Below are 18,735 nucleotides of genomic sequence, written 5' to 3'. Positions count from 1 at the left end.
GGAGAGTGTTCGTGGGCGCGGGCACGGTCAGTAATAGGTCCACAGATCGCGCGCGTCGTGCAAGTGCGGCAGGGCGTTCCAGCTGCCGAGCGCCAATCCGTAGGGGCGGGAGTGAAACTCGCACAGGCCGCTGTTGCGCAGCGACAGGTTCAGATCGATTGCCGTGCGCTTGTCGGCGCCGAGGCTGGCCTGCGCCAGGCGCGAAATCACGCCGCCGGAGCTCAGCACCAGCACATCGCCTTTTGCTGCCAGCGCGGCCAGGCGCGCGCCTGCCGCCTGCACGCGTTCGCCGAACATGCTCCAGCTTTCCGGAAGGTCGTCGATGCCGTCGTCCGCCCACGCGCCGAGTGCGGCGTGGATCAGCGCGCCGAGCGCGGGCAGGCCGCCCTGGCGACTGGCCTGCACGGCGGGGTGGTCGGGTTGTTTGGCGACAAAGCCGTCGAACACGGCGTGGTGATCGAATTCTGCGAGTCCGGGGTCGGTCGAGGGCTCGGGCAACGGCAGACCGGCGCGCGCATACGCCTCGGCGATCGCGTCGTAGGTCTGCCGGTGACGCCGCATGCCGCCGACGACGACGGCATCGAAACCGTGTCCGGTCTGCGTCAGCCAGTCGCCGAGGCGACGCGATTGCGCGATGCCGCGCTCGGACAGACGGTCGTAGTCGGACGTGCCGGCGCTGGCCTGTCCATGGCGTACCAGCAACAGGCTCAATGGACGAAGAACTCCTGACGGAAGCTGGCCCGGATCGGTTCGCTGCGACCTTGCGGGCGCACCTCGATCTCGAACGTCAGCGTCTCGTTGCCGTTGATCCGGGTTTCACCCAGGTAATAGACCGCATCACCTTCCTTGACCTCGCGCAGCGTCATTTCCTGGCGCTGGCCATTGAGGTTGGTGACGGTCGCGGTCACCCGCGAGGGCACGGCGACGTCAGCTCCGGGCTTGCCCTTGCGTACGGCGATGTTGACCAGTGCACGGCTCGCCGACCGGGTGATGCCGTACTGCCGCGCGACCGCCGGCGTCAGCGTGGTCGTCGGGATGGCGCTGTAATGCACGGTGATGTCGCCCGAACTCACCGATTGCGCCCCGGCCAGCGTGGGCAGACCAAGCAGCGCGACGAGCAGGATCAGGAACAAACGGACGGTGCGCATGGCGAACCTCCTGGAAGCGGACGACGGAGCGGAAACGCATCATCGCGCCGCGTCGGGCGGCTGTCATCCGTACGGTGTCGGGCCCGCGATGCGCTCAGTCGTTGGCGGCGGACAGCTCGCGGCCGCGGCGCGTCGCGGCTGCGATCGCCGTGTCGACCAGTTGCCGGAATCCGCCGGCCTCAAAACTTTCCAGCGCTGCCTGGGTGGTGCCGCCGGGCGAGGTCACGCGCTGGCGCAGCACATCGGCTGGTTCGCCCGATTCGGTGAGCATGCGGGCCGCGCCGAAAATCGTCTGCAAGGCCAGCCGCCGCGCCGCGTCTTCCGGCAGGCCCTGCGCCTGGCCGGCTGCCTGCATCGCTTCGGCGAGCAGAAAGATGTAGGCCGGACCGCTGCCCGACAGGGCGGTCACGGCATCCATCTGGGCCTCGCTGTCGATCCAGACCGTGAGTCCGGTCGCCTGCAGCAAGGCGTCGGCCTGGTCGCGTTGCGCCGGAGAGACCTCGGCGTTCGCATACAGGCCGGTTGCACCGGCACCGAGCAGGGCGGGCGTGTTGGGCATCGTGCGCACCACCGCGACCCCGCCGCCGAGCCAGCGCGACAGCTGCGCGCCGGTGATGCCCGCAGCGATCGAGACGATCAGCGGGCGCCGTTCCTGCGCCAACGGCGCCAAGGCCTCACAGACCGACTTCAACACCTGCGGCTTGACCGCGAACACCCAGATGGTCGCTTCCGCGCCTGCCTGCGCGTTGTCGGTATGCGTGCGCACGCCGAAGTCGCGGGCGAGCGCCTCGCGCAAGGCCTCGGCGGGTTCGGACACCTGGATCGTGTCCGCCGCCTGCCCGCGAGCGACCAGGCCGCCGATCAGGCTGCGCGCCATGTTGCCGCCGCCGATGAAGGCGATGCGGGGCGAGGCGGGACGAGCGTCGGAAGAGGTCATGGCGGAATTCGCGCGGGGTCGGAGGAGCGATGATAGCGCCCCGTTCCGGAGAGGCGGATGGCGGCCTCGTCAGCCGCGTTTTCCGAACAGCAGCGAACCCACCCGCACCATCGTCGCGCCTTCCTCGACCGCCAGCAGGTAGTCCTCGCTCATGCCCATCGAGAGCGTGTCGACGCCAGGATGCTGCGTGCGCATCGCCTCGTAGATCGCTCGCACACGCTGAAAAGCGTCGCGGCGGCGGCCGAAATCCGGACTCGGCTCCGGAATCGCCATGACGCCGCGCAACTGGAGTCGCGGCGCGGCGGCCACGGCATCGGCGAGTGCGGCGACATCGGCGGGTTCGCAGCCGGATTTGCTCGCTTCGCCATCCACATTCACCTGAATTAATACGTTCAGTCTGGGGCGCGATTCGGGGCGAAAGCGGTTCAGCGGCGCGATCAGCTTCTCCCGGTCCAGCGATTGCACCCAGTCGAAGGTTTCCGCCGCTTCCCGGCACTTGTTCGACTGCAGATGACCGATCAGATGCCACTCCAGTCCCAATGCGGCGAGCGCCTGGGCCTTGGCGACGCCTTCAAGCACGTAGTTTTCGCCGAAAGCGCGCTGCCCCAGCGTCGCCAGTGCGGCGACCGCCTCGGCCGGTTTGGTCTTGGACACCGCCAGCAGACGTGCCGGTGGCCGTCGGTTCAACCGGGATGCGTTCTCAAGGGTCTGCAAGACGGCTGTTAAGGCCTGGCTTTGGGGATTCATGGCCGGGATTGTTGACCTCGACGGGAGCGCTATACTGCCCCGAGAGGCCGCGCGCGCCTACCGTTGCGCGCACCAGGGGGAGAGAAGACATGGATATCGCAGAACTGTTGGCGTTTTCGGTCAAGAACAAGGCATCCGACCTGCACCTCTCGGCCGGCCTGCCGCCGATGATCCGTGTCGACGGCGACGTTCGCCGCATCAACATCCCGGCGCTCGATCACAAGCAGGTGCACTCGCTGGTCTACGACATCATGTCGGACAAGCAGCGCCGCGACTACGAAGAATTCCTCGAGGTCGACTTCAGCTTCGAAATTCCCGGCCTGGCGCGTTTCCGCGTCAATGCCTTCAACCAGAACCGCGGCGCCGGCGCCGTGTTCCGTACCATTCCCAGCCAGATCCTCAGCCTCGAGGAACTGCAGTGCCCGAAGATCTTCCAGGAGCTCATCGAGCAGCCGCAGGGCCTGATCCTGGTGACCGGCCCGACCGGTTCGGGCAAGTCCACCACGCTCGCGGCGATGGTCGACCATGTGAACAAGAACGAATTCGGCCACATCCTCACCGTCGAGGACCCGATCGAGTTCGTGCACACCTCGCAGAAGTGCCTGATCAACCAGCGCGAAGTGCACCGCGACACCCACGGCTTCAACGAGGCCCTGCGTTCGGCGCTGCGCGAAGACCCCGACTACATCCTGGTCGGCGAGCTGCGCGACCTGGAAACCATCCGTCTGGCGCTGACCGCCGCGGAAACGGGCCATCTCGTGTTCGGCACCCTGCACACGAGCTCGGCGGCCAAGACCATCGACCGCATCATCGACGTGTTCCCCGCGGGCGAGAAGCCGATGGTGCGCTCGATGCTGTCGGAGTCCCTGCGCGCGGTCGTTTCGCAGTCGCTGCTCAAGAAGGTCGGCGGCGGCCGCATGGCGGCCCACGAGATCATGGTCGGCATTCCCGCGATCCGTAACCTGATCCGCGAGGACAAGGTCGCGCAGATGTATTCCTCGATCCAGACCGGCCAGCAATACGGCATGCAGACCCTGGACCAGAATCTGCAGGATATCGTCAAGCGCGGCCTCGTCACCAAGCAGCAGGCCCGGGAATACTCCAAGGACAAGCGCCTGTTCGATTGATCCATGCTTGCCCGCCGGCCTTGGAAAGGTGCACGATGGCGGGCGAATACTAGGGTTTTCGGGAGATTTCACGGATGAGCAGCATCGACTTCACCTCGTTTCTGAAGCTGATGGCGCACAAGAAGGCGTCCGACCTGTTCGTCACGGCGGGCGTTCCGCCTTCCATGAAGGTCAACGGCAAGCTGTCGCCGATCACCCAGAATCCACTGACGCCGCAGCAAAGCCGCGATCTGGTGCTGAACGTCATGAGCCCCTCGCAGCGCGAGGAGTTCGAAAAAACGCACGAGTGCAACTTCGCCATCGGCGTTTCGGGCGTCGGCCGTTTCCGCGTCAGCTGCTTCTACCAGCGCAACCAGGTCGGCATGGTGCTGCGTCGCATCGAGACGCGCATCCCGACCGTGGAAGAGCTCAGCCTGCCGGCGATCATCAAGACGCTGGCGATGACCAAGCGCGGCATCATCCTGTTCGTCGGCGCGACCGGCACGGGCAAGTCGACCTCGCTCGCGGCGATGATCGGCTACCGCAACATGAATTCCTCGGGCCACATCATCACGATCGAGGACCCGATCGAGTTCGTGCACAAGCACGAGGGCTGCATCATCACCCAGCGCGAAGTCGGCATCGATACCGACAGCTGGGAAGCGGCGCTGAAGAACACGCTGCGCCAGGCCCCCGACGTGATCATGATCGGCGAAATCCGTACCCGCGAGGGCATGGACCACGCGATCGCGTTCGCCGAAACCGGTCACCTGGTGCTTTGCACCCTGCATGCCAACAACGCCAACCAGGCGCTGGACCGCATGATCAACTTCTTCCCGGAAGACCGCCGCAGCCAGCTGCTGATGGACTTGTCGATGAACCTCAAGGGCATCGTCGCGCAGCAGCTCATTCCGACGCCGGATGGCAAGGCGCGCCGCGTGGCGATGGAAATCCTGCTGGGCACGCCGCTGGTGCAGGACTACATCCGCGACGGCGAGATCCACAAGATCAAGGAGGTCATGAAGGAATCGACCAACCTGGGCATGAAGACTTTCGACCAGGCCTTGTTCGAGCTCTATCAGGCCGGCGAGATCAGCTACGAAGATGCGCTGCGTTACGCCGACTCGGCCAACGAAGTGCGCCTGAAGATCAAGCTCGCCCAAGGCGGCGATGCCCGCAGCCTGTCGCAGGGCATGGATGGCGTGGAGATTTCCGAAGTACGCTGAACGGAAACAGTATCTCGACGATCAACGAAGGCCGGGCTTAGCCCGGCCTTTCGTTTGTGCGACTTTTGCCTGTTTTCTGGCGATTCGGTGCGAACGACGAAGCGTGTCCCCACGCGGCGAAGAATGTCGTTTCTGACATTGCCCCGACACGAAGCGCAGTGAAATCGATTCGATGCTCGGGCGTCCTATCCATTGAGGAATTCTCATGCGTCATAAAATTCTTGCTTCCGTTGCCCTGGCCTTGCTGTCGTCTTCCGCCTTCGCTGCCGATGATTCGAGCTGGACGGGCTGGTACCTGGGCGCCAACGTCGGCCGCGGCAATGTCGACTCCACCAGCGAACCGACCTTGGGCGGCACCTGGCTGCAGCCGACCTACGACGGCAACCGCGCCGAACTCGTGCGCATCTGGTCCATCGACCAGGACGGCAACGGTTTCCAGGGCGGTATCCAGGGCGGTTACAACCACCAGTTCGACCGCGTCGTGGTCGGCATCGAGCTCGACTACGGCACGACCAACGTAAACGCGCTCGACCGCGTCGGCCCCGTGCAGATGACGACGGCGCCGGCGCAGCTGCAGGCGACCCACGCGTTCGATACCGGCGCGTCCTACAGCCTGCGTCCGCGCATCGGCTTCACGGTCAACGACAACAAGACCCTGCTGTACGCGACCGCCGGCGTCAGCTACCTGAAGGTCAAGAGCCAGACCGACCTGTTCATTCCGATCTCGAACTATTCCAAATACGGCGAAGCGGAAAAGACGGTCAATGGTTTCACCTGGGGCGTGGGCGTCGAGCATCGCTTCAACCCGCGCTGGTCGGCGAAGTTCGAGTACGTCCGCGCGAACCTCGGTGACTTCAGCTACGGTCTCGCCGATCGCACCGGCACCTCGATGGGCGCAACCGAAACCTTCACCCGCGACACCGAGTACAACGCGTTCCGCATCGGTCTGAACTACCACTTCTGATCCCGCGACGCGGCACAACGAGAAAGGCCGGCTTCGCAGCCGGCCTTTTTCTTTGCCCGATCCCGAGGAAGGTCAGTGGGCGGCGGGCGGAGCCGTCAGTCCGAGCACGCCCAGGCCCTGCTCGAAGCGCACGTCGACCGGGATATGCGCGGTGTCCAGGCGCTTGAGGTCGGCCGCGAGTTCGGGCGAGACCACGCCCATCGTGTCGGTCATCCGCTTGGCGGTTGCATAGTCGCCGTCGCCCTGCACGGTCAGCAGTTTCGCCGACAGCGCATTCATCGCCGCCGTCATCTTGTCGAACTCCACGCGATAGCGACCGGTGGCCGGATCACGGGTGAACGCGCCCTGCTGCTGGAAGAAGTTGAAGCGCAGCATGTTCGCCTTCGCGTGCGCGTCGGACGCGCCGAAGCGCACCGAACGCAGGATGCCGGCCATGAAGGTGACGTAGCTGTCCATGAGCTTGCTCTTGTCGAGCTCGCCCTTCTCGGCCAGTTGCGTGATCAGGTACAGGCCGAGGATGTCTGCCTTGCCTTCCTCGAAGCTCGACGAATATTCCTTGAGTGCATCGCTGACCGTGCCCTTGCCGTCGAGCGTGTTCTTGATGCCCAGGCCATGCGCGACTTCATGGAACATCGTGTCTTCGAAGAACGCGTCGAAGGTGACGTTTTTCACCTGGTCCTCGGCGACCAGCACCTTGGCGATCGGCAGCAGGATGTGATCGAACTTCGCGTGGATGACGTTTTCCAGCTGCAGGCGGCGCGTGCCCTTTTTGAGCTGCACCTGCTCGTCGTTGGGCAGGTTGATCGCGATGGTCTTGGCGCCGACGTTGGCGTTGCCGCCGTAGTAGATCGCGCTGTAGGCGTTGAGATCGGCGGCCGAACCGGGCGTTTCCGCCTTGTACTTCGCGTCGACCGGCAAGCCGCGCTGCAGTTCGGGCAGGAATTTCGCGAAGCGCGCCAGGCGCTCGCTCCAGGCCTTGTCCTTGATCAGCACCAGGCCTTCGTAGCTCGCCTTGTAGCCGAACACCTGGTCTTCGTAGGTCTCGATCGGGCCGATCACGATATCGACCGGATTGGTTTTCATGTCCATCCAGGCCAGGTCGCTGGGCTGGAAGTCGTCGGTACCGAGCGCGTCGGCGCGCATGCGCAGGTAGTTTCCGAAGCTTTCGTCGCGGCTGAGCTTGGCGGCGCCGCGCAACAGACTGGCGGCCTTGGCCAGATCGGCCTCGTAGGCCACGTGGAAAGGCACGGTGCCGAGCTGGCCGGCAGCGTCGCGACGCAGCAAGGTGTACCAGCTGGTCTTGTCGGGCAGGGCGGCCGCCTCGAATTCGGCCTTGGTCATGTCGGCGGGATAGAACTGCGCACCCGGCGGCCGCGCACCGATGCCGGCGACGAAGGGCGTGTCGGCGTTGAGGCGATCCCAGGGGCCGAAGTTGATTTCGGCCAGTTCGCGGGTTTGCGGATCGGTGATCTTGGCCATCAGCTCGGCTTTGTTGCCCCAGCTCTGCTGCCAATAGATGTCGTTCATGACTTCGCTGGCCTGAACGAGCAGGGCGATCATCTGCCGATCCTGTTCATCGAACGCCGACAGATCGGCCTTCAGCGGCACGCTGACGTAGTCGTTGGCATGCTCGGACGCATAGGACGGCGCCGCGACCACGGGGGCAGCCGGCGTCGCGGCTGGCTCGGGCGCGCGGTTGCAGCCGGCGGCCAGGCCGAGCATGAGGACGGGAATCAGGGCGGACAGGGGGCGAAGACGCATGGTGGGCTCCGGAGCAAGGAGGCCGGATGTTAGCGCGCCCGGCCCCGGTCGTGGCCGGTGCGGCGCGGTAGAATGGCGGGATGCACGCCTCGCGCTACCTCGTCGACCATTTTCTGATCGCGATGCCTTCGCTGGCCGATCCGAATTTCGCTCGCGGCGTCACCCTGCTGTGCCAGCACGACGACAGCGGCGCGATGGGCTTGCTGGTCAACCGCCTGTCCGACTACAGGCTTGGCGAAGTGCTGCGGCAGATGGACATCGCCACGCAAAATCCCGCGCTCGGCGACCTGCCGGTGCTGATGGGCGGACCGGTGCAGACCGACCGCGGTTTCGTGTTGCACGACGATCCGCGCGACTGGGGATCGACCCTGCGCTTCGGCAAGAACCTGGCGGTCACGACCTCGCGCGAAATCCTCGCGGCGATGGCGCGCGGCGAAGGTCCGGAACGCAGCCTCATCACGCTCGGCTACGCCGGCTGGACCGCCGGTCAGCTCGAGGAAGAGCTCGCCGAAAATGCCTGGCTGGCCGTGCCCGCCGACCAGGCGATCCTGTTTTCCACACCCCTGGAAGATCGCTGGCGCGCTGCCGCGCGATCGATCGGCGTGGACCTGTCCTTCCTCACCGATGGCGTGGGCCACGCATGACGGACGCCGTGACCTTGCTGGGCTTCGACGTGGGCGCGCGCCGCATCGGTGTCGCTGTCGGCAACACCATTTCGCTGAGCGCGCGCGAAGTCGGCGTGCTGCAGGTTCTCGACGCCGGCCCCGACTGGCCGGCGCTCGATCGCTGGGTGCGCGAATGGCGTCCGCAGCGTCTGGTGGTCGGCGATCCCGCGACGCTCGACGGCGGCGAACAGCCCAGCCGCAAACGCGCACGCGCCTTCGCGCGCACGCTCGGCGAGCGTTACCGCTTGCCGGTCGAACAGGTCGACGAACGCACCAGCTCGATCGAGGCCGCGCAGCGTTTCGCCGCCGGGCGCGCGAGCGGCCAGCGCCGGCGCAGCCAGGCCGCGCAACTCGATGCGCTCGCCGCCGTGGTGATCCTGGAGCGCTGGCTGATCGAACCCGATTCCCGCATTCCCCTTGCTTCCGACTGAGACAGGCATGACCGATCTTCCCGTCCCGCAACTCCAGGCCGATGGCCGACTGCGTCACCTGCTCACGCTCGACGGGCTGCCCGCCGACGTGATCACGCGCCTGCTCGACGAGGCACAGGGGCTGCGCGAGCAGGCGCTGGGCGGCACCGGTCTGCGCGACGCCCTGGCCGGACGCACGGTCTGCACCCTGTTTTTCGAACCGTCGACGCGCACGCGCAGCAGTTTCCAGCTCGCTGCGACGCGACTGGGTGCAGACATCCTCGGCTTCGACGTGATGGCCTCGTCGGCGAAAAAGGGCGAGACCGAGCTCGACACGATGCGCAATCTCGAAGCGATGGGCGTGGACTGCTTCATCGTGCGTCATGCCGACAACGGCGCGGTCGCTGCGCTCGCCGGCGGCGCGCGACCGGCGACGCGCTTCATCAATGCCGGCGATGGCCGCAGCGCGCACCCGACCCAGGGACTGCTGGACATGCTGACCTTGCGCCAGCGCAAGGGTGCGGATTTCTCGAAGCTCAAGGTGCTGATCGTAGGCGACGTGAAGCATTCGCGTGTTGCGCGCTCGGACATCCATGCCCTGCGCGCGCTCGGTGCCGGCGAGATCCGCGTCTGCGGGCCGCGCCTGCTACTGCCCGAAGACGACACCTTGCGTGGTTGCCGCGTGATGCGTCATCTCGACGCGGCCCTCGAAGATGTCGACGCGATCATGATGCTGCGACTGCAGCGCGAACGCATGGAGGAAGGCCTGGTGCCTTCGCTCGAACAGTATTTCCGCGAATACGGCCTGACGCCCGAGCGTGTCGCCTGTGCCTCGCCCGATGCAATCGTCATGCATCCGGGCCCGATGAACCGCGGCGTCGAAATCGCACCGACTGTCGCTGATGGTCCCGCGTCGGTGATCCTCGATCAGGTCAGCAACGGCGTCGCCGTGCGCATGGCCGTGCTGCGTGCGGTACTCGCGAGCTGAGCCGCGTTACTTCGTGTCCAGGCTGCCGTCATTGAGCAGCCAGGTGCGCGTGATGAACAGTTCGTCGACGCGCTCGGCGGTCTTCGGGATCGGCGCGAACGGTTGTGCCAGTCGCACCGCCTTGATCGCCGCCTGATCCAGCGCCTTGATGCCGCTGGGGGTGGTGATGGTGATTTCGGCGATCGTGCCGTCCGGGCGCAGGACCACCGTCATGATCAGGCTGCCGACCAGGCCGGGCGTGCAGACGTTCGCGGGGCAGTTGAGATTGCCCACGCGCTCGACCTTTTCCACCCAGGCACGCATGTAGGCCGCGTATTCGTACTGCTGCGTGCTGGCCGAGATGAACTTGCGCTTCGGTCGCTTGGCATAGAGCTCCTGCTGGCGCTCCATCTCGGCGGCCAGGCGCGCGCGTTCCAGGCTGCGCTGCACGAGTTCGCGGCCGGTGGGCAAGGGGGCCGGCGGGCTGTTGGGCTGTTCTTCGGGCAGGGGCACGGCACGGTCGCTGCGCACGGTGGTGGTCAGCATGCGTTGTTCGGGTTCCGGAGCGGGCGGCGGCGCCTGCGCCGTCATCGGCTGTGGGGCGACGCCGGGCTGCGGTTTCGGGTCCAGGCCCATCTGCGGGTCGCGCGGGCGCATCGCTTTGTCGCGGTCGCCGCCGCCCTGGTTGTTGGCCTGGGCGATGAAGTCGGCCTGCTTGGGCGGCTCGGGGGTGGTGGTCTGGGTCAGGATGACGTCGAGAGTCGGGACGACCGGCGCGGCGTCCTCGCGGGCGAAGCCGATGCCCAGGATCACCACGCCGAACGCGATCAGCGACAAGGCGAGCGTCGCCGACAGACGCTCGCTCGGACCGATCGTCGGGCCCTGGGTCGGGCCCGGTGCGGGCAGGTCGGTATCGGGGCGCGGGTTTGCCGGCGAACTCACGTCAGGCCCTCATGCGGTCGCGCGCCTGGCCTCGATCGCGTCGAACAGGGTGCCGGCGATGTTCAGGCCGAACTGCTTGTCGAGTTCGCGCACGCAGGTCGGGCTGGTGACGTTGACTTCGGTCAGGTAGTCGCCGATGACGTCCAGGCCGACGAAGATCATGCCCCGCCGCTTGAGCTCGGGGCCGACCTGGGCCGCGATCCAGCGGTCCCGGTCCGACAGCGGCCGGCCTTCGCCGCGGCCGCCGGCGGCGAGGTTGCCGCGGAATTCGTTGCCCTGGGGAATGCGGGCCAGGCAATAGGGCACCGGCTCGCCGTCGACCAGCAGGATGCGTTTGTCCCCGTCCCGGATCTCCGGCAGGTAGCGTTGTGCCAGGGCCAGGTGGCGACCGCCGTCGCACAGGGTCTCCAGGATCACGTTGAGATTGGGGTCGCCGTCGCGGGCCTGGAAGATCGAGCGGCCGCCCATGCCGTCCAGCGGTTTGAGCACGCAGTGGCCCTGTTCGGCGACGAAGGCACGCAGTTCGCCGGCGTTGCGGCTAATTAGCGTCGGCGGGCAGCACTGCGGAAAGAGCAGGGCGGCGAGTTTTTCATTGAGATCGCGCAGCCCCTGGGGGTCGTTGACGATCAGCACGCCCTCGGCCTGGGCCAAGGACAGGACGTGGGTGTCGTGCAGGTATTCGGCATCGACCGGCGGGTCGGTGCGCATGAGCACCACGTCCATTCCGGCCAAAGGAGCCACCTGCGGCTCGCCGAGCTGGTACCAGCCGGCGGGGTCTTCGGTCACGGTCAGGGCAGCCATGCGCGCGACAGCACGACCCTGGGCGATGCCGAGGCCGCCGGGCAGCACGTAATGCAGACGGTGGCCGCGACGCTGGGCTTCGAGCAGCATCGCGAAGCTGGTGTCCTTGGCGATCTTGATGGCACCGATCGGGTCCATCACCACGGCCACGTTCAAAGTCATGCGTAAAATCCGCTGGGGCGAGTGTGCTGCGCGTTAGCCTAGCAGGGCCGCCCCGCTATCGTGCAGGGTGTCACGGAATCCAGCACCAACAAGGCCTGCGCTTGACACATTTGGCTCGCGCTGGGATATAAGCTACGTGGCCAAACGCCAGTGGATGGTGTGCCCAGAGGCCATGTCATGGGGAGTCAGATGGAAGAAAGCAATCTCAACGGCTTGCGCGTGATGGTCATCGATGATTCGAAGACCATCCGGCGGACAGCGGAAACCCTCCTCAAGAAGGAAGGCTGCGAAGTGGTCACGGCCACCGACGGTTTCGAGGCCCTGGCCAAGATCGCCGACCACCAGCCGCAGATCATCTTCGTGGACATCATGATGCCGCGTCTGGACGGGTACCAGACCTGCGCCCTGATCAAGAACAATCAGATGTTCAAGGGCACGCCGGTGATCATGCTTTCGTCCAAGGACGGCCTGTTCGACAAGGCGCGCGGCCGCATCGTCGGTTCGGAGCAATACCTGACCAAGCCGTTCACCCGCGACGAATTGCTGACGGCGATCCGCAAGTACGTGCCCGGTAACTGATCACGCCATGGCCAAGCCCACCACCAACGCCCGCACCAGTTCCTTCGACACCCTGCTCGATTACGAGGATCGCTCGCTGGCGCACGTCGCCGGCCGACCCGAAATGATTGAAGCGCCGGGACATTGGCGCGGCGTGGGTTTCCGTCTGGGCCAACGACGCATGGTGTCGTCGTTCGACGAGATCATGGAGATCCTGCATCTGCCGCAGGTCACGGCCGTGCCCGGCGCGCAGCCGTGGATGCTCGGCGTCGCCAACGTCCGCGGCAGCCTGCTGCCGGTCGTCGATCTCAAGCAGTTCCTGGAAGGCGAACGCACGGTCGTGCACGAAGGCCAGCGTTGCCTCGTCGTGCGTCAGGCCGGCGGCAACGTCGCCGTGATCATCGACGAGTTGTTCGGACAACGCACATTCAATGATTCGCACCGGGCCGAACTGTCCGGCGAGGACGAGGGGCGTTACGCCCACTTCGTCAACCAGGTCTACCGCCTGGCAGATACATCCTGGGGTGTGTTCAGCATGGCAACGCTGACGCGCACGCCTGAGTTCCGGCAAGCCACCGCTTAAAAGCGACCGATAAAAAGCACTACTTGGGGTGAGGTCCAGATATGAGCACCAACGCTAGCTCGTTTTCCGACAAGGTCAGCAACTTCGGTCTCAGGACCTGGTTGTTCATCCTGATCGTTTCCGTCGCCCTGTTCTTGGCCAACTTCGGTTACGCCACGTACTTGTCCCGACAGGAAAACAACGCACGAAGCCTCACGGCCGAACTGCAGGTGCTCTCGCAGCAGCTGGCGAAATACTCCAAGGAGGCCGTCGAAGGAAACGCCGACTCCTTCGGTGAGTTCACCGCCACCAAGAAGCGCATCGACGAAATCGTGCTGACCCTGCGCAAGGGCAGCGTGACCCAGAACGTGGAGGCCTATGAAGGCAACGTCCGCGAACAGGGTGTCGGCGTCGCACTCAAGAAGGTGACGGACATCTGGACCAAGATGTCGCAGGACGCCGAGCGCATCGCCAAGAGCCAGCAGCAGATCCTCAACCTCACCGACACGACCAACAGCTTCACCGGCCGTATTCCGCAGCTCTCCGCCCGACTCGACGAAGTCGTGCGCGCGATGGCCGACAGCGGTGCCCCGGCCTCGCAGACCTACCTGGCCAATCGCCAGATGGTGCTCGCTGACCGAATGTCGCGTCGCGTGACGGAAATCCTGGCCGGTGGCGATCGCGCCGTGACGGCCGCCGACGCGCTCTCGCGCGACTCCGCGGTATTCGGACAGGTGCTCACCGGTCTCAAGCAGGGCAACGCCGACATGGGCGTCAATGCCGTGAGCAGCCCGGCCGCGCGCGCCGCCGTCGACCAGGTGGAAAAGCTTTACGCCGATTCGCAGAAGGAAATCGACGGCATCCTGCAGGCCTCGACCGATCTGTTCGAAGTGCAGCAGGCCGCAACCGCGATCTCCGGCGATTCCAACGTCCTGCTCGAAGACAGCCAGGCGCTGTTCAACACGTTCGGCTCGAGTCTGGCCCGCGTGTTCCCGAACAACATCATCGGTCTCGTCTCCGGCATCATCGCCATCCTCGCAATCGCCGGTCTGCTCTGGACCGTCAGCCGCGACCAGCGTCGCCGACTGGCCAGCACGCAAGAGCTGAATCAGCGTAACCAGGAAGCCATTCTGCGACTGCTCGATGAAATGGGCTCGCTCGCCGAAGGTGACTTGACCGTAAAGGCGACGGTGACCGAAGACATCACCGGCGCGATCGCCGACTCCATCAACTTCGCGGTCGAAGCGCTGCGATCCCTGGTGTCGACGATTAACGAAACCGCCGTGCAAGTCGCTGCCGCTGCCCAGGAAACGCAGGCGACTGCCATGCACCTCGCCGAAGCCGCGGAACACCAAGCGCAGCAGATCACCTCCGCCTCGGCGCAGATCAACGAGATCGCATCGAGCATCGACCAGGTGTCGAAGAACTCGGCCGAGTCGGCCGACGTGGCCCAGCGCTCCGTGCAAATCGCCGCGAAGGGCGCCGACGTGGTGCGCCAGACGATTCAGGGCATGGACAACATCCGTGACCAGATTCAGGAAACCTCGAAGCGAATCAAGCGACTGGGCGAAAGCTCGCAGGAAATCGGCTCGATCGTCGAACTGATTAACGACATCTCCGAACAGACGAACATCCTGGCGCTTAACGCCGCTATTCAGGCGGCCTCCGCCGGTGAAGCGGGCCGAGGCTTCGCGGTCGTGGCCGACGAAGTGCAGCGACTCGCGGAACGCGCATCGAACGCGACCAAGCGAATCGAAGCGCTGGTCCAGACGATTCAGTCCGATACCAACGAAGCGGTCAGCTCGATGGAACAGACCACCGCGGAAGTGGTGGCCGGTGCCCGACTTGCCGAGGACGCAGGCTTGGCGCTGGGCGAGATCGAAAAGGTCTCGAACGACCTTGCCGACCTCATTCAGAACATCTCCGCGGCAGCGCGCCAGCAGTCCACCGCGGCGACCAACATCACCGCGACGATGTCCGTCATTCAGGAAATCACCACGCAGACCTCGCAGGGTGCGAGCCAGACGGCCGAGTCGATCGGCAACCTGGCGCAGCTCGCTGCCGACCTGCGTCGTTCGGTCGCCGACTTCAAGCTGCCGGCAGTCTGATCCCGGACGGTTCGCTGCAAAGGGTCTGAATCACTGGTCTGATTCAATCAGGTGGCATTGGCATTGGCTTGGCGAGGACGTCGGCAACGGCGTCAGCGTATAGACAGGACCTCGGCATGAGGCTGCACGAAAATATCGATTTCACCACGCTGACCTGGGTCAAGCCCGAGCTCGATGAGACGCTCAAGCAAGCCCGGGACGCCCTGCAAGCCTACGTCGAAGACGGCGGCGATGTCGGTGAGCTGCGCTCCTGCGCCAGCTTGCTGCACCAGGTGCAAGGCACGCTGCGCATGGTCGAGCTTTACGGCGCGGCGATGGTTGCCGAGGAAATGGAGCAGTTGTCCAAGGCGCTGATCGACGAAAAAGTCGAGAACCGCGAGGACGCGTACGGCGTGCTGATGCAGGGCATCGTGCAGCTGCCCGACTACCTGGAACGTCTGCAAAGCGGTCACCGCGACATCCCGATCGTGCTGTTGCCCGTGCTCAACCAGCTGCGCGCCGCGCGCGGCGAGAAGGGCCTGAGCGAAAGCGTGCTGTTCTCGCCCGACCTGTCGCGGCCGTTGCCGGCCAACGCGCACGGCCCGGCCGAACCGCTGCCCAACGATGAATTGCGCCGTCGCGCCGAAACCCTGCGCGGCCTGTATCAGGGCGCGCTGTTGCGCTGGCTCAAAGACGACAACAGCACCAACACGGTTCGCGACCTCACCGATGTCTGCGAACAACTGGTGCCGATCACCACCGCCGAGCCCGCGCGTCGCCTGTTCTGGGTGGCCGCCGGCACGCTTGATGCGTTGGGCAAGAATGCCTTCCCGGTCAGCACGCCGCTCAAGCAGGCGCTGGCCAAGGTCGAGCGCGAAATCAAGCGCCTGGCCGAGGGCGGCGATGCGGCATTCCGTACCGATCCGCCGATCGAACTGACCAAGAGCCTGCTGTACTTCGTTGCGCATGAAGGCAGCGACGAAGGCCGCATCGGCGAAATCCGCCAGGTGTTCGGTCTCAGCGGCAGCGGCCCGAGCGAAGCTGAACTCGCGCATGCGCGCGGCAGCCTCACCGGTCACAACCGCGCCCTGCTCGAAACCGTCGCCGGTGCGATCAAGGAAGACCTGCTGCGCGTCAAGGATTCGCTGGATCTGCATCTGCGTACGCCCGATGCGCCGGCGTCCGAACTCAATGCGCAGGTCGAAGCGCTCGACCGCGTCGCCGATACCTTGGGCATGCTCGGTCTGGGCGTGCCGCGCCGCGTGGTGCAGGAACAGCGCACCGCGATCCACGATGTCACCACCGGTCAGCGCAAGAACGACGAATCGACCCTGCTCGATATCGCCGGTGCGCTGCTGTATGTCGAAGCCAGTCTCGACGACCAGGTCGCACGTCTGGGCCAGGGCGAGGCGGAAGCCGAATCGCAGGCCGCCGGCCAGGCGCCGGCGATGCCGACCAACGAATCGCGCAAGCTGCTCGAAGTACTGATCAAGGAAGCGATCACGAACTTCGCGCAGGCACGCCAGTGCTTCGTCGCGTTCGTGGAAACGCACTGGGATCATGCCCAGCTCACCGACGTGCCGCGTCTGCTCGAGGAAGTTTCCGGCGCCTTGCGCATTCTCGACATCCAGGCGCCGTCCGACTATCTGACGGCCGTGCGTCGCTTCACCGAAAACGAGTTGCTGCGTCGTCATCGCGTGCCCAATGGCCAGCAGATGGATCGCCTCGCCGACGCGCTCGCCAGCCTCGAGTACTACCTCGAAGCCCTGCGCGATCGCCGTCCGAACCGCGACCAGATCATCGACGTCGCGCGCCAGAGCCTGGAATCGCTCGGTTACTGGCCGTTGCCGGCGGAAGATGCCGCCGCGCCGATCGTCGAAGCGGCCAAGCCCGCGCCGGCGCCCGTCGTGGAAGCGCCGAAACCGGCGCCGGTCGTCGAGCCCGTCATCGAAGCGGCGCCGGTCGCCGCCGATCTGGTCGAAGCACCTGCAGAGGCCGTCATCGAAGCACCGGCCGCCGTTGAACCGGCGCCTGTGCCGTTCACGCCGCCGATCGAAGTCATTGCTCCCGTTGCCGCGATTTCTGCCGTTGCCGCAGCTGCCGCGGCGGCGATCCCCGCCGCTACTGCTGTCACGGCGGCATCCGCTGCACCGCATGGTCTGGCGCCGATTCCCGGTTTCGACGGTGCGAGCAGCGAAGAGATCGACGACGAAATCCGCGAAGTCTTCCTCGAGGAATTCGAGGAAGAAATCGGCAATCTCGACCAGTTGCTGCCGCCGTGGCGCGCCTCGCCGAACAGTGGCGAATTGCTGCGCCCGATCCGTCGCGTGTTCCACACGCTCAAAGGCAGCGGCCGCCTGGTCGGTGCGAAGACGCTCGGCGAATTCAGCTGGAAAGTGGAGAGCATGCTCAACCGCGTGCTCGACAACTCGCGCCCCGCCTCGCCGGCGGTGGTCGCGTTGATCGAACTGGCGTTCACCAATCTGCCGCTGCTGCGCGCCGCGCTGCAGGGCGAAACCGTGTACGCCGATCTCGAAGGCATCCAGGCGGTCGCCGATCGTCTGTCCGCCGGTGAGGAAGCGACGTATCAGATGTCGCCCCTGGCTGCGGTCGCCGCCGATATCCCCGTCGGAGGCCTGGCCGATCGCCCGGCGTCGGAAGTCGAAGCGCCCGAAGCGGTGGCGATGTCCGCCGAACCGGTGGTCGAAGCGATCCCCGAGCCCGAAGAAGTCGTCGAACTCGCCGAAGACGGTGGCAGCACTGCGTTCGCGATCGACCCCGTGCTGTTCGAAATTCTCAAGCCCGAAGTCGACGGTCACCTCGAAACGATCGATGCCTGGCTGGCGGCCTGCGCAGCCCGCGGCCCGCAGCCGGTCACCGATCCGTTGCTGCGTTCCGTGCATACGATGAACGGCGCGTTCGCGATGACCGAAGTCTCGGTGATCACCGACGTCACCGCGCCGCTGGAAGGCTACATCAAGCGTTCGCTCGCCCATCACAAGACACCGAGCGCCGAAGGCGTGTCGGTCATTGCCGATACCGCCGCCGCGATCCGCCAGACCATCATCGCGCTCGAGCGTCCGCGTCAGGCCTTGCCGACCTTCGATGATCTCGCCGCGCGTGCGGAAGCGTTGCGCGACCAGTTGCCCGACTCGCTGCTGCCCAGCGTCAGTCCGCATGCCGACGTCGAAGAGACCGGGCATTTCCCCAGCGCCGTCACGCTGGAGACGCCGGATATCTCCGCGATTCCCGAGTTCCAGACCGCGCAGTTCGACGCCGTGCAGTTCGATGCACCGGTGATCGAAGACGCGGCCGAGGCGGAAACGCCGGCAGCCGACGCAGTGTCGTTCGAAGAAATCAGTTTCGACGACGTCGCGCCGGAAGCGCCGGTCGAAACAGCGTCCTTGGTCGAGGAAGCCGCCGCGGCCGAGCCGCTCGTGGTCGATGCCGCCGACGATCTGCCGTCGTTCGAGACGATCGAATTCGCCGATACCGTCGAGCCGTCCGTCGACGAGCCCGCGACCTCCGCCCTGGAGCAAGCGCCGGCAACCGAAATGCTGTCGCTGGAAGATTTCCTGGCGCCGGCTCCGGATGCCGCCGCACCGGCATTCTCGTTCGACGAAGCCGCACCCGAGCCCGAAGCCGCGTCCGTGGAGGTCGCTGCCTTCGCAGCCGATGCCCCGGTCGCAGCC

At 65.7% G+C, this 18,735-nt stretch carries 16 protein-coding genes and 1 pseudogene; 10 read left to right on the top strand and 7 right to left on the bottom strand.

Annotated features, from left to right (window positions below):
- Positions 1-27: 27 nt before the first annotated feature.
- From G467_RS0103255 to G467_RS0103240, 4 genes are all read right to left on the bottom strand, one after another.
- Positions 28-711, bottom strand: a complete 684-nt coding sequence (locus tag G467_RS0103255) for a histidine phosphatase family protein (RefSeq protein ID WP_022968297.1) — start codon at positions 709-711, stop codon at positions 28-30.
- Positions 708-1,148, bottom strand: coding sequence for a DUF4426 domain-containing protein (locus tag G467_RS0103250; RefSeq protein WP_022968296.1), 441 nt, complete (start codon positions 1,146-1,148; stop codon positions 708-710). Before G467_RS0103250 ends, G467_RS0103255 begins: the two co-directional genes overlap by 4 nt.
- A gap of 94 nt (positions 1,149-1,242) precedes the next feature.
- Complete coding sequence (proC, locus tag G467_RS0103245) at positions 1,243-2,085, bottom strand: pyrroline-5-carboxylate reductase (protein ID WP_022968295.1); 843 nt, start codon at positions 2,083-2,085, stop codon at positions 1,243-1,245.
- 69 nt (positions 2,086-2,154) lie between these two features.
- Entirely contained in the window at positions 2,155-2,832 is a 678-nt protein-coding gene (locus G467_RS0103240; RefSeq protein ID WP_022968294.1) for a YggS family pyridoxal phosphate-dependent enzyme, read from the bottom strand.
- Positions 2,833-2,921: 89 nt separating this feature from the next.
- On the opposite strand from G467_RS0103240, the gene G467_RS0103235 reads away from it, so the two are divergent.
- From G467_RS0103235 to G467_RS0103225, 3 genes are all read left to right on the top strand, one after another.
- Positions 2,922-3,959: a type IV pilus twitching motility protein PilT gene (locus tag G467_RS0103235; protein WP_022968293.1), complete on the top strand. Its 1,038-nt coding sequence runs from the start codon at positions 2,922-2,924 to the stop codon at positions 3,957-3,959.
- A 74-nt stretch (positions 3,960-4,033) separates the two neighbouring features.
- A complete protein-coding gene (locus G467_RS0103230; protein ID WP_022968292.1) occupies positions 4,034-5,164 on the top strand; it encodes a PilT/PilU family type 4a pilus ATPase in 1,131 nt (376 codons plus the stop codon).
- A gap of 205 nt (positions 5,165-5,369) precedes the next feature.
- Positions 5,370-6,128 carry an outer membrane protein gene (locus G467_RS0103225; protein ID WP_022968291.1) on the top strand — a complete coding sequence of 253 codons (759 nt, stop codon included), beginning with the start codon at positions 5,370-5,372 and terminating at the stop codon, positions 6,126-6,128.
- Positions 6,129-6,200: 72 nt separating this feature from the next.
- On the opposite strand, the gene G467_RS0103220 is transcribed toward G467_RS0103225, so the two are convergent.
- On the bottom strand, positions 6,201-7,889 hold the full coding sequence (locus G467_RS0103220; RefSeq protein ID WP_022968290.1) for a dipeptidyl-peptidase 3 family protein: 1,689 nt from the start codon (positions 7,887-7,889) through the stop codon (positions 6,201-6,203).
- Between the two features lie 80 nt (positions 7,890-7,969).
- Between G467_RS0103220 and G467_RS0103215 the strand changes: the two genes are divergently transcribed.
- From G467_RS0103215 to G467_RS0103205, 3 genes are read left to right on the top strand one after another with little or no spacing between them, the layout of a single operon-like run.
- On the top strand, positions 7,970-8,533 hold the full coding sequence (locus G467_RS0103215; protein WP_022968289.1) for a YqgE/AlgH family protein: 564 nt from the start codon (positions 7,970-7,972) through the stop codon (positions 8,531-8,533).
- Positions 8,530-8,985, top strand: a complete 456-nt coding sequence (gene ruvX, locus G467_RS0103210; RefSeq protein ID WP_022968288.1) for a Holliday junction resolvase RuvX — start codon at positions 8,530-8,532, stop codon at positions 8,983-8,985. The genes G467_RS0103215 and ruvX overlap by 4 nt, the downstream gene beginning before the upstream one ends.
- Before the next feature lie 7 nt (positions 8,986-8,992).
- Positions 8,993-9,952, top strand: a complete 960-nt coding sequence (locus G467_RS0103205) for an aspartate carbamoyltransferase catalytic subunit (RefSeq protein ID WP_022968287.1) — start codon at positions 8,993-8,995, stop codon at positions 9,950-9,952.
- A 6-nt stretch (positions 9,953-9,958) separates the two neighbouring features.
- Here G467_RS0103205 and G467_RS0103200 read toward each other — a convergent pair whose 3' ends face one another.
- Both G467_RS0103200 and gshB read right to left on the bottom strand, forming a co-directional pair.
- The gene (locus G467_RS0103200; RefSeq protein WP_051130393.1) at positions 9,959-10,837 is read right to left on the bottom strand and encodes an energy transducer TonB; all 879 of its coding nucleotides are present in this window, start codon (positions 10,835-10,837) and stop codon (positions 9,959-9,961) included.
- Positions 10,838-10,882: 45 nt separating this feature from the next.
- A complete protein-coding gene (gene gshB, locus G467_RS0103195) occupies positions 10,883-11,836 on the bottom strand; it encodes a glutathione synthase (protein WP_022968285.1) in 954 nt (317 codons plus the stop codon).
- Positions 11,837-12,013: 177 nt separating this feature from the next.
- Here gshB and pilG point away from each other — a divergent pair, with 177 nt between their 5' ends.
- From pilG to G467_RS18480, 4 genes and pseudogenes are all read left to right on the top strand, one after another.
- Positions 12,014-12,415 (top strand): twitching motility response regulator PilG, encoded by a 402-nt coding sequence (gene pilG / locus G467_RS0103190; protein WP_155844815.1) that lies wholly within the window; start codon positions 12,014-12,016, stop codon positions 12,413-12,415.
- Between the two features lie 7 nt (positions 12,416-12,422).
- On the top strand, positions 12,423-12,977 hold the full coding sequence (locus G467_RS0103185; RefSeq protein WP_022968283.1) for a chemotaxis protein CheW: 555 nt from the start codon (positions 12,423-12,425) through the stop codon (positions 12,975-12,977).
- 41 nt (positions 12,978-13,018) lie between these two features.
- Positions 13,019-15,064 (top strand): methyl-accepting chemotaxis protein, encoded by a 2,046-nt coding sequence (locus G467_RS0103180; protein ID WP_022968282.1) that lies wholly within the window; start codon positions 13,019-13,021, stop codon positions 15,062-15,064.
- Between the two features lie 116 nt (positions 15,065-15,180).
- Positions 15,181-17,514, top strand: a pseudogene (locus tag G467_RS18480) (FimL-related protein); the annotation flags it as partial.
- Positions 17,515-18,735 lie beyond the last annotated feature (1,221 nt).

Source organism: Arenimonas oryziterrae DSM 21050 = YC6267, assembly GCF_000420545.1.
In the GTDB taxonomy this organism is placed as follows: domain Bacteria; phylum Pseudomonadota; class Gammaproteobacteria; order Xanthomonadales; family Xanthomonadaceae; genus Arenimonas; species Arenimonas oryziterrae.
This window is presented reverse-complemented; position numbering and strand designations above follow the sequence as displayed.

Bases quoted from the DNA above. Each gene is read 5' to 3' on its own strand.
- G467_RS0103250 (WP_022968296.1), bottom strand. From the start codon at position 1,148: ATGCGCACCGTCCGTTTGTTCCTGATCCTGCTCGTCGCGCTGCTTGGT.
- proC (WP_022968295.1), bottom strand. From the start codon at position 2,085: ATGACCTCTTCCGACGCTCGTCCCGCCTCGCCCCGCATCGCCTTCATC.
- G467_RS0103240 (WP_022968294.1), bottom strand. From the start codon at position 2,832: ATGAATCCCCAAAGCCAGGCCTTAACAGCCGTCTTGCAGACCCTTGAG.
- G467_RS0103235 (WP_022968293.1), top strand. From the start codon at position 2,922: ATGGATATCGCAGAACTGTTGGCGTTTTCGGTCAAGAACAAGGCATCC.
- G467_RS0103230 (WP_022968292.1), top strand. From the start codon at position 4,034: ATGAGCAGCATCGACTTCACCTCGTTTCTGAAGCTGATGGCGCACAAG.
- G467_RS0103225 (WP_022968291.1), top strand. From the start codon at position 5,370: ATGCGTCATAAAATTCTTGCTTCCGTTGCCCTGGCCTTGCTGTCGTCT.
- G467_RS0103220 (WP_022968290.1), bottom strand. From the start codon at position 7,889: ATGCGTCTTCGCCCCCTGTCCGCCCTGATTCCCGTCCTCATGCTCGGC.
- G467_RS0103215 (WP_022968289.1), top strand. From the start codon at position 7,970: ATGCACGCCTCGCGCTACCTCGTCGACCATTTTCTGATCGCGATGCCT.
- ruvX (WP_022968288.1), top strand. From the start codon at position 8,530: ATGACGGACGCCGTGACCTTGCTGGGCTTCGACGTGGGCGCGCGCCGC.
- G467_RS0103205 (WP_022968287.1), top strand. From the start codon at position 8,993: ATGACCGATCTTCCCGTCCCGCAACTCCAGGCCGATGGCCGACTGCGT.
- gshB (WP_022968285.1), bottom strand. From the start codon at position 11,836: ATGACTTTGAACGTGGCCGTGGTGATGGACCCGATCGGTGCCATCAAG.
- pilG (WP_155844815.1), top strand. From the start codon at position 12,014: ATGGGGAGTCAGATGGAAGAAAGCAATCTCAACGGCTTGCGCGTGATG.
- G467_RS0103185 (WP_022968283.1), top strand. From the start codon at position 12,423: ATGGCCAAGCCCACCACCAACGCCCGCACCAGTTCCTTCGACACCCTG.
- G467_RS0103180 (WP_022968282.1), top strand. From the start codon at position 13,019: ATGAGCACCAACGCTAGCTCGTTTTCCGACAAGGTCAGCAACTTCGGT.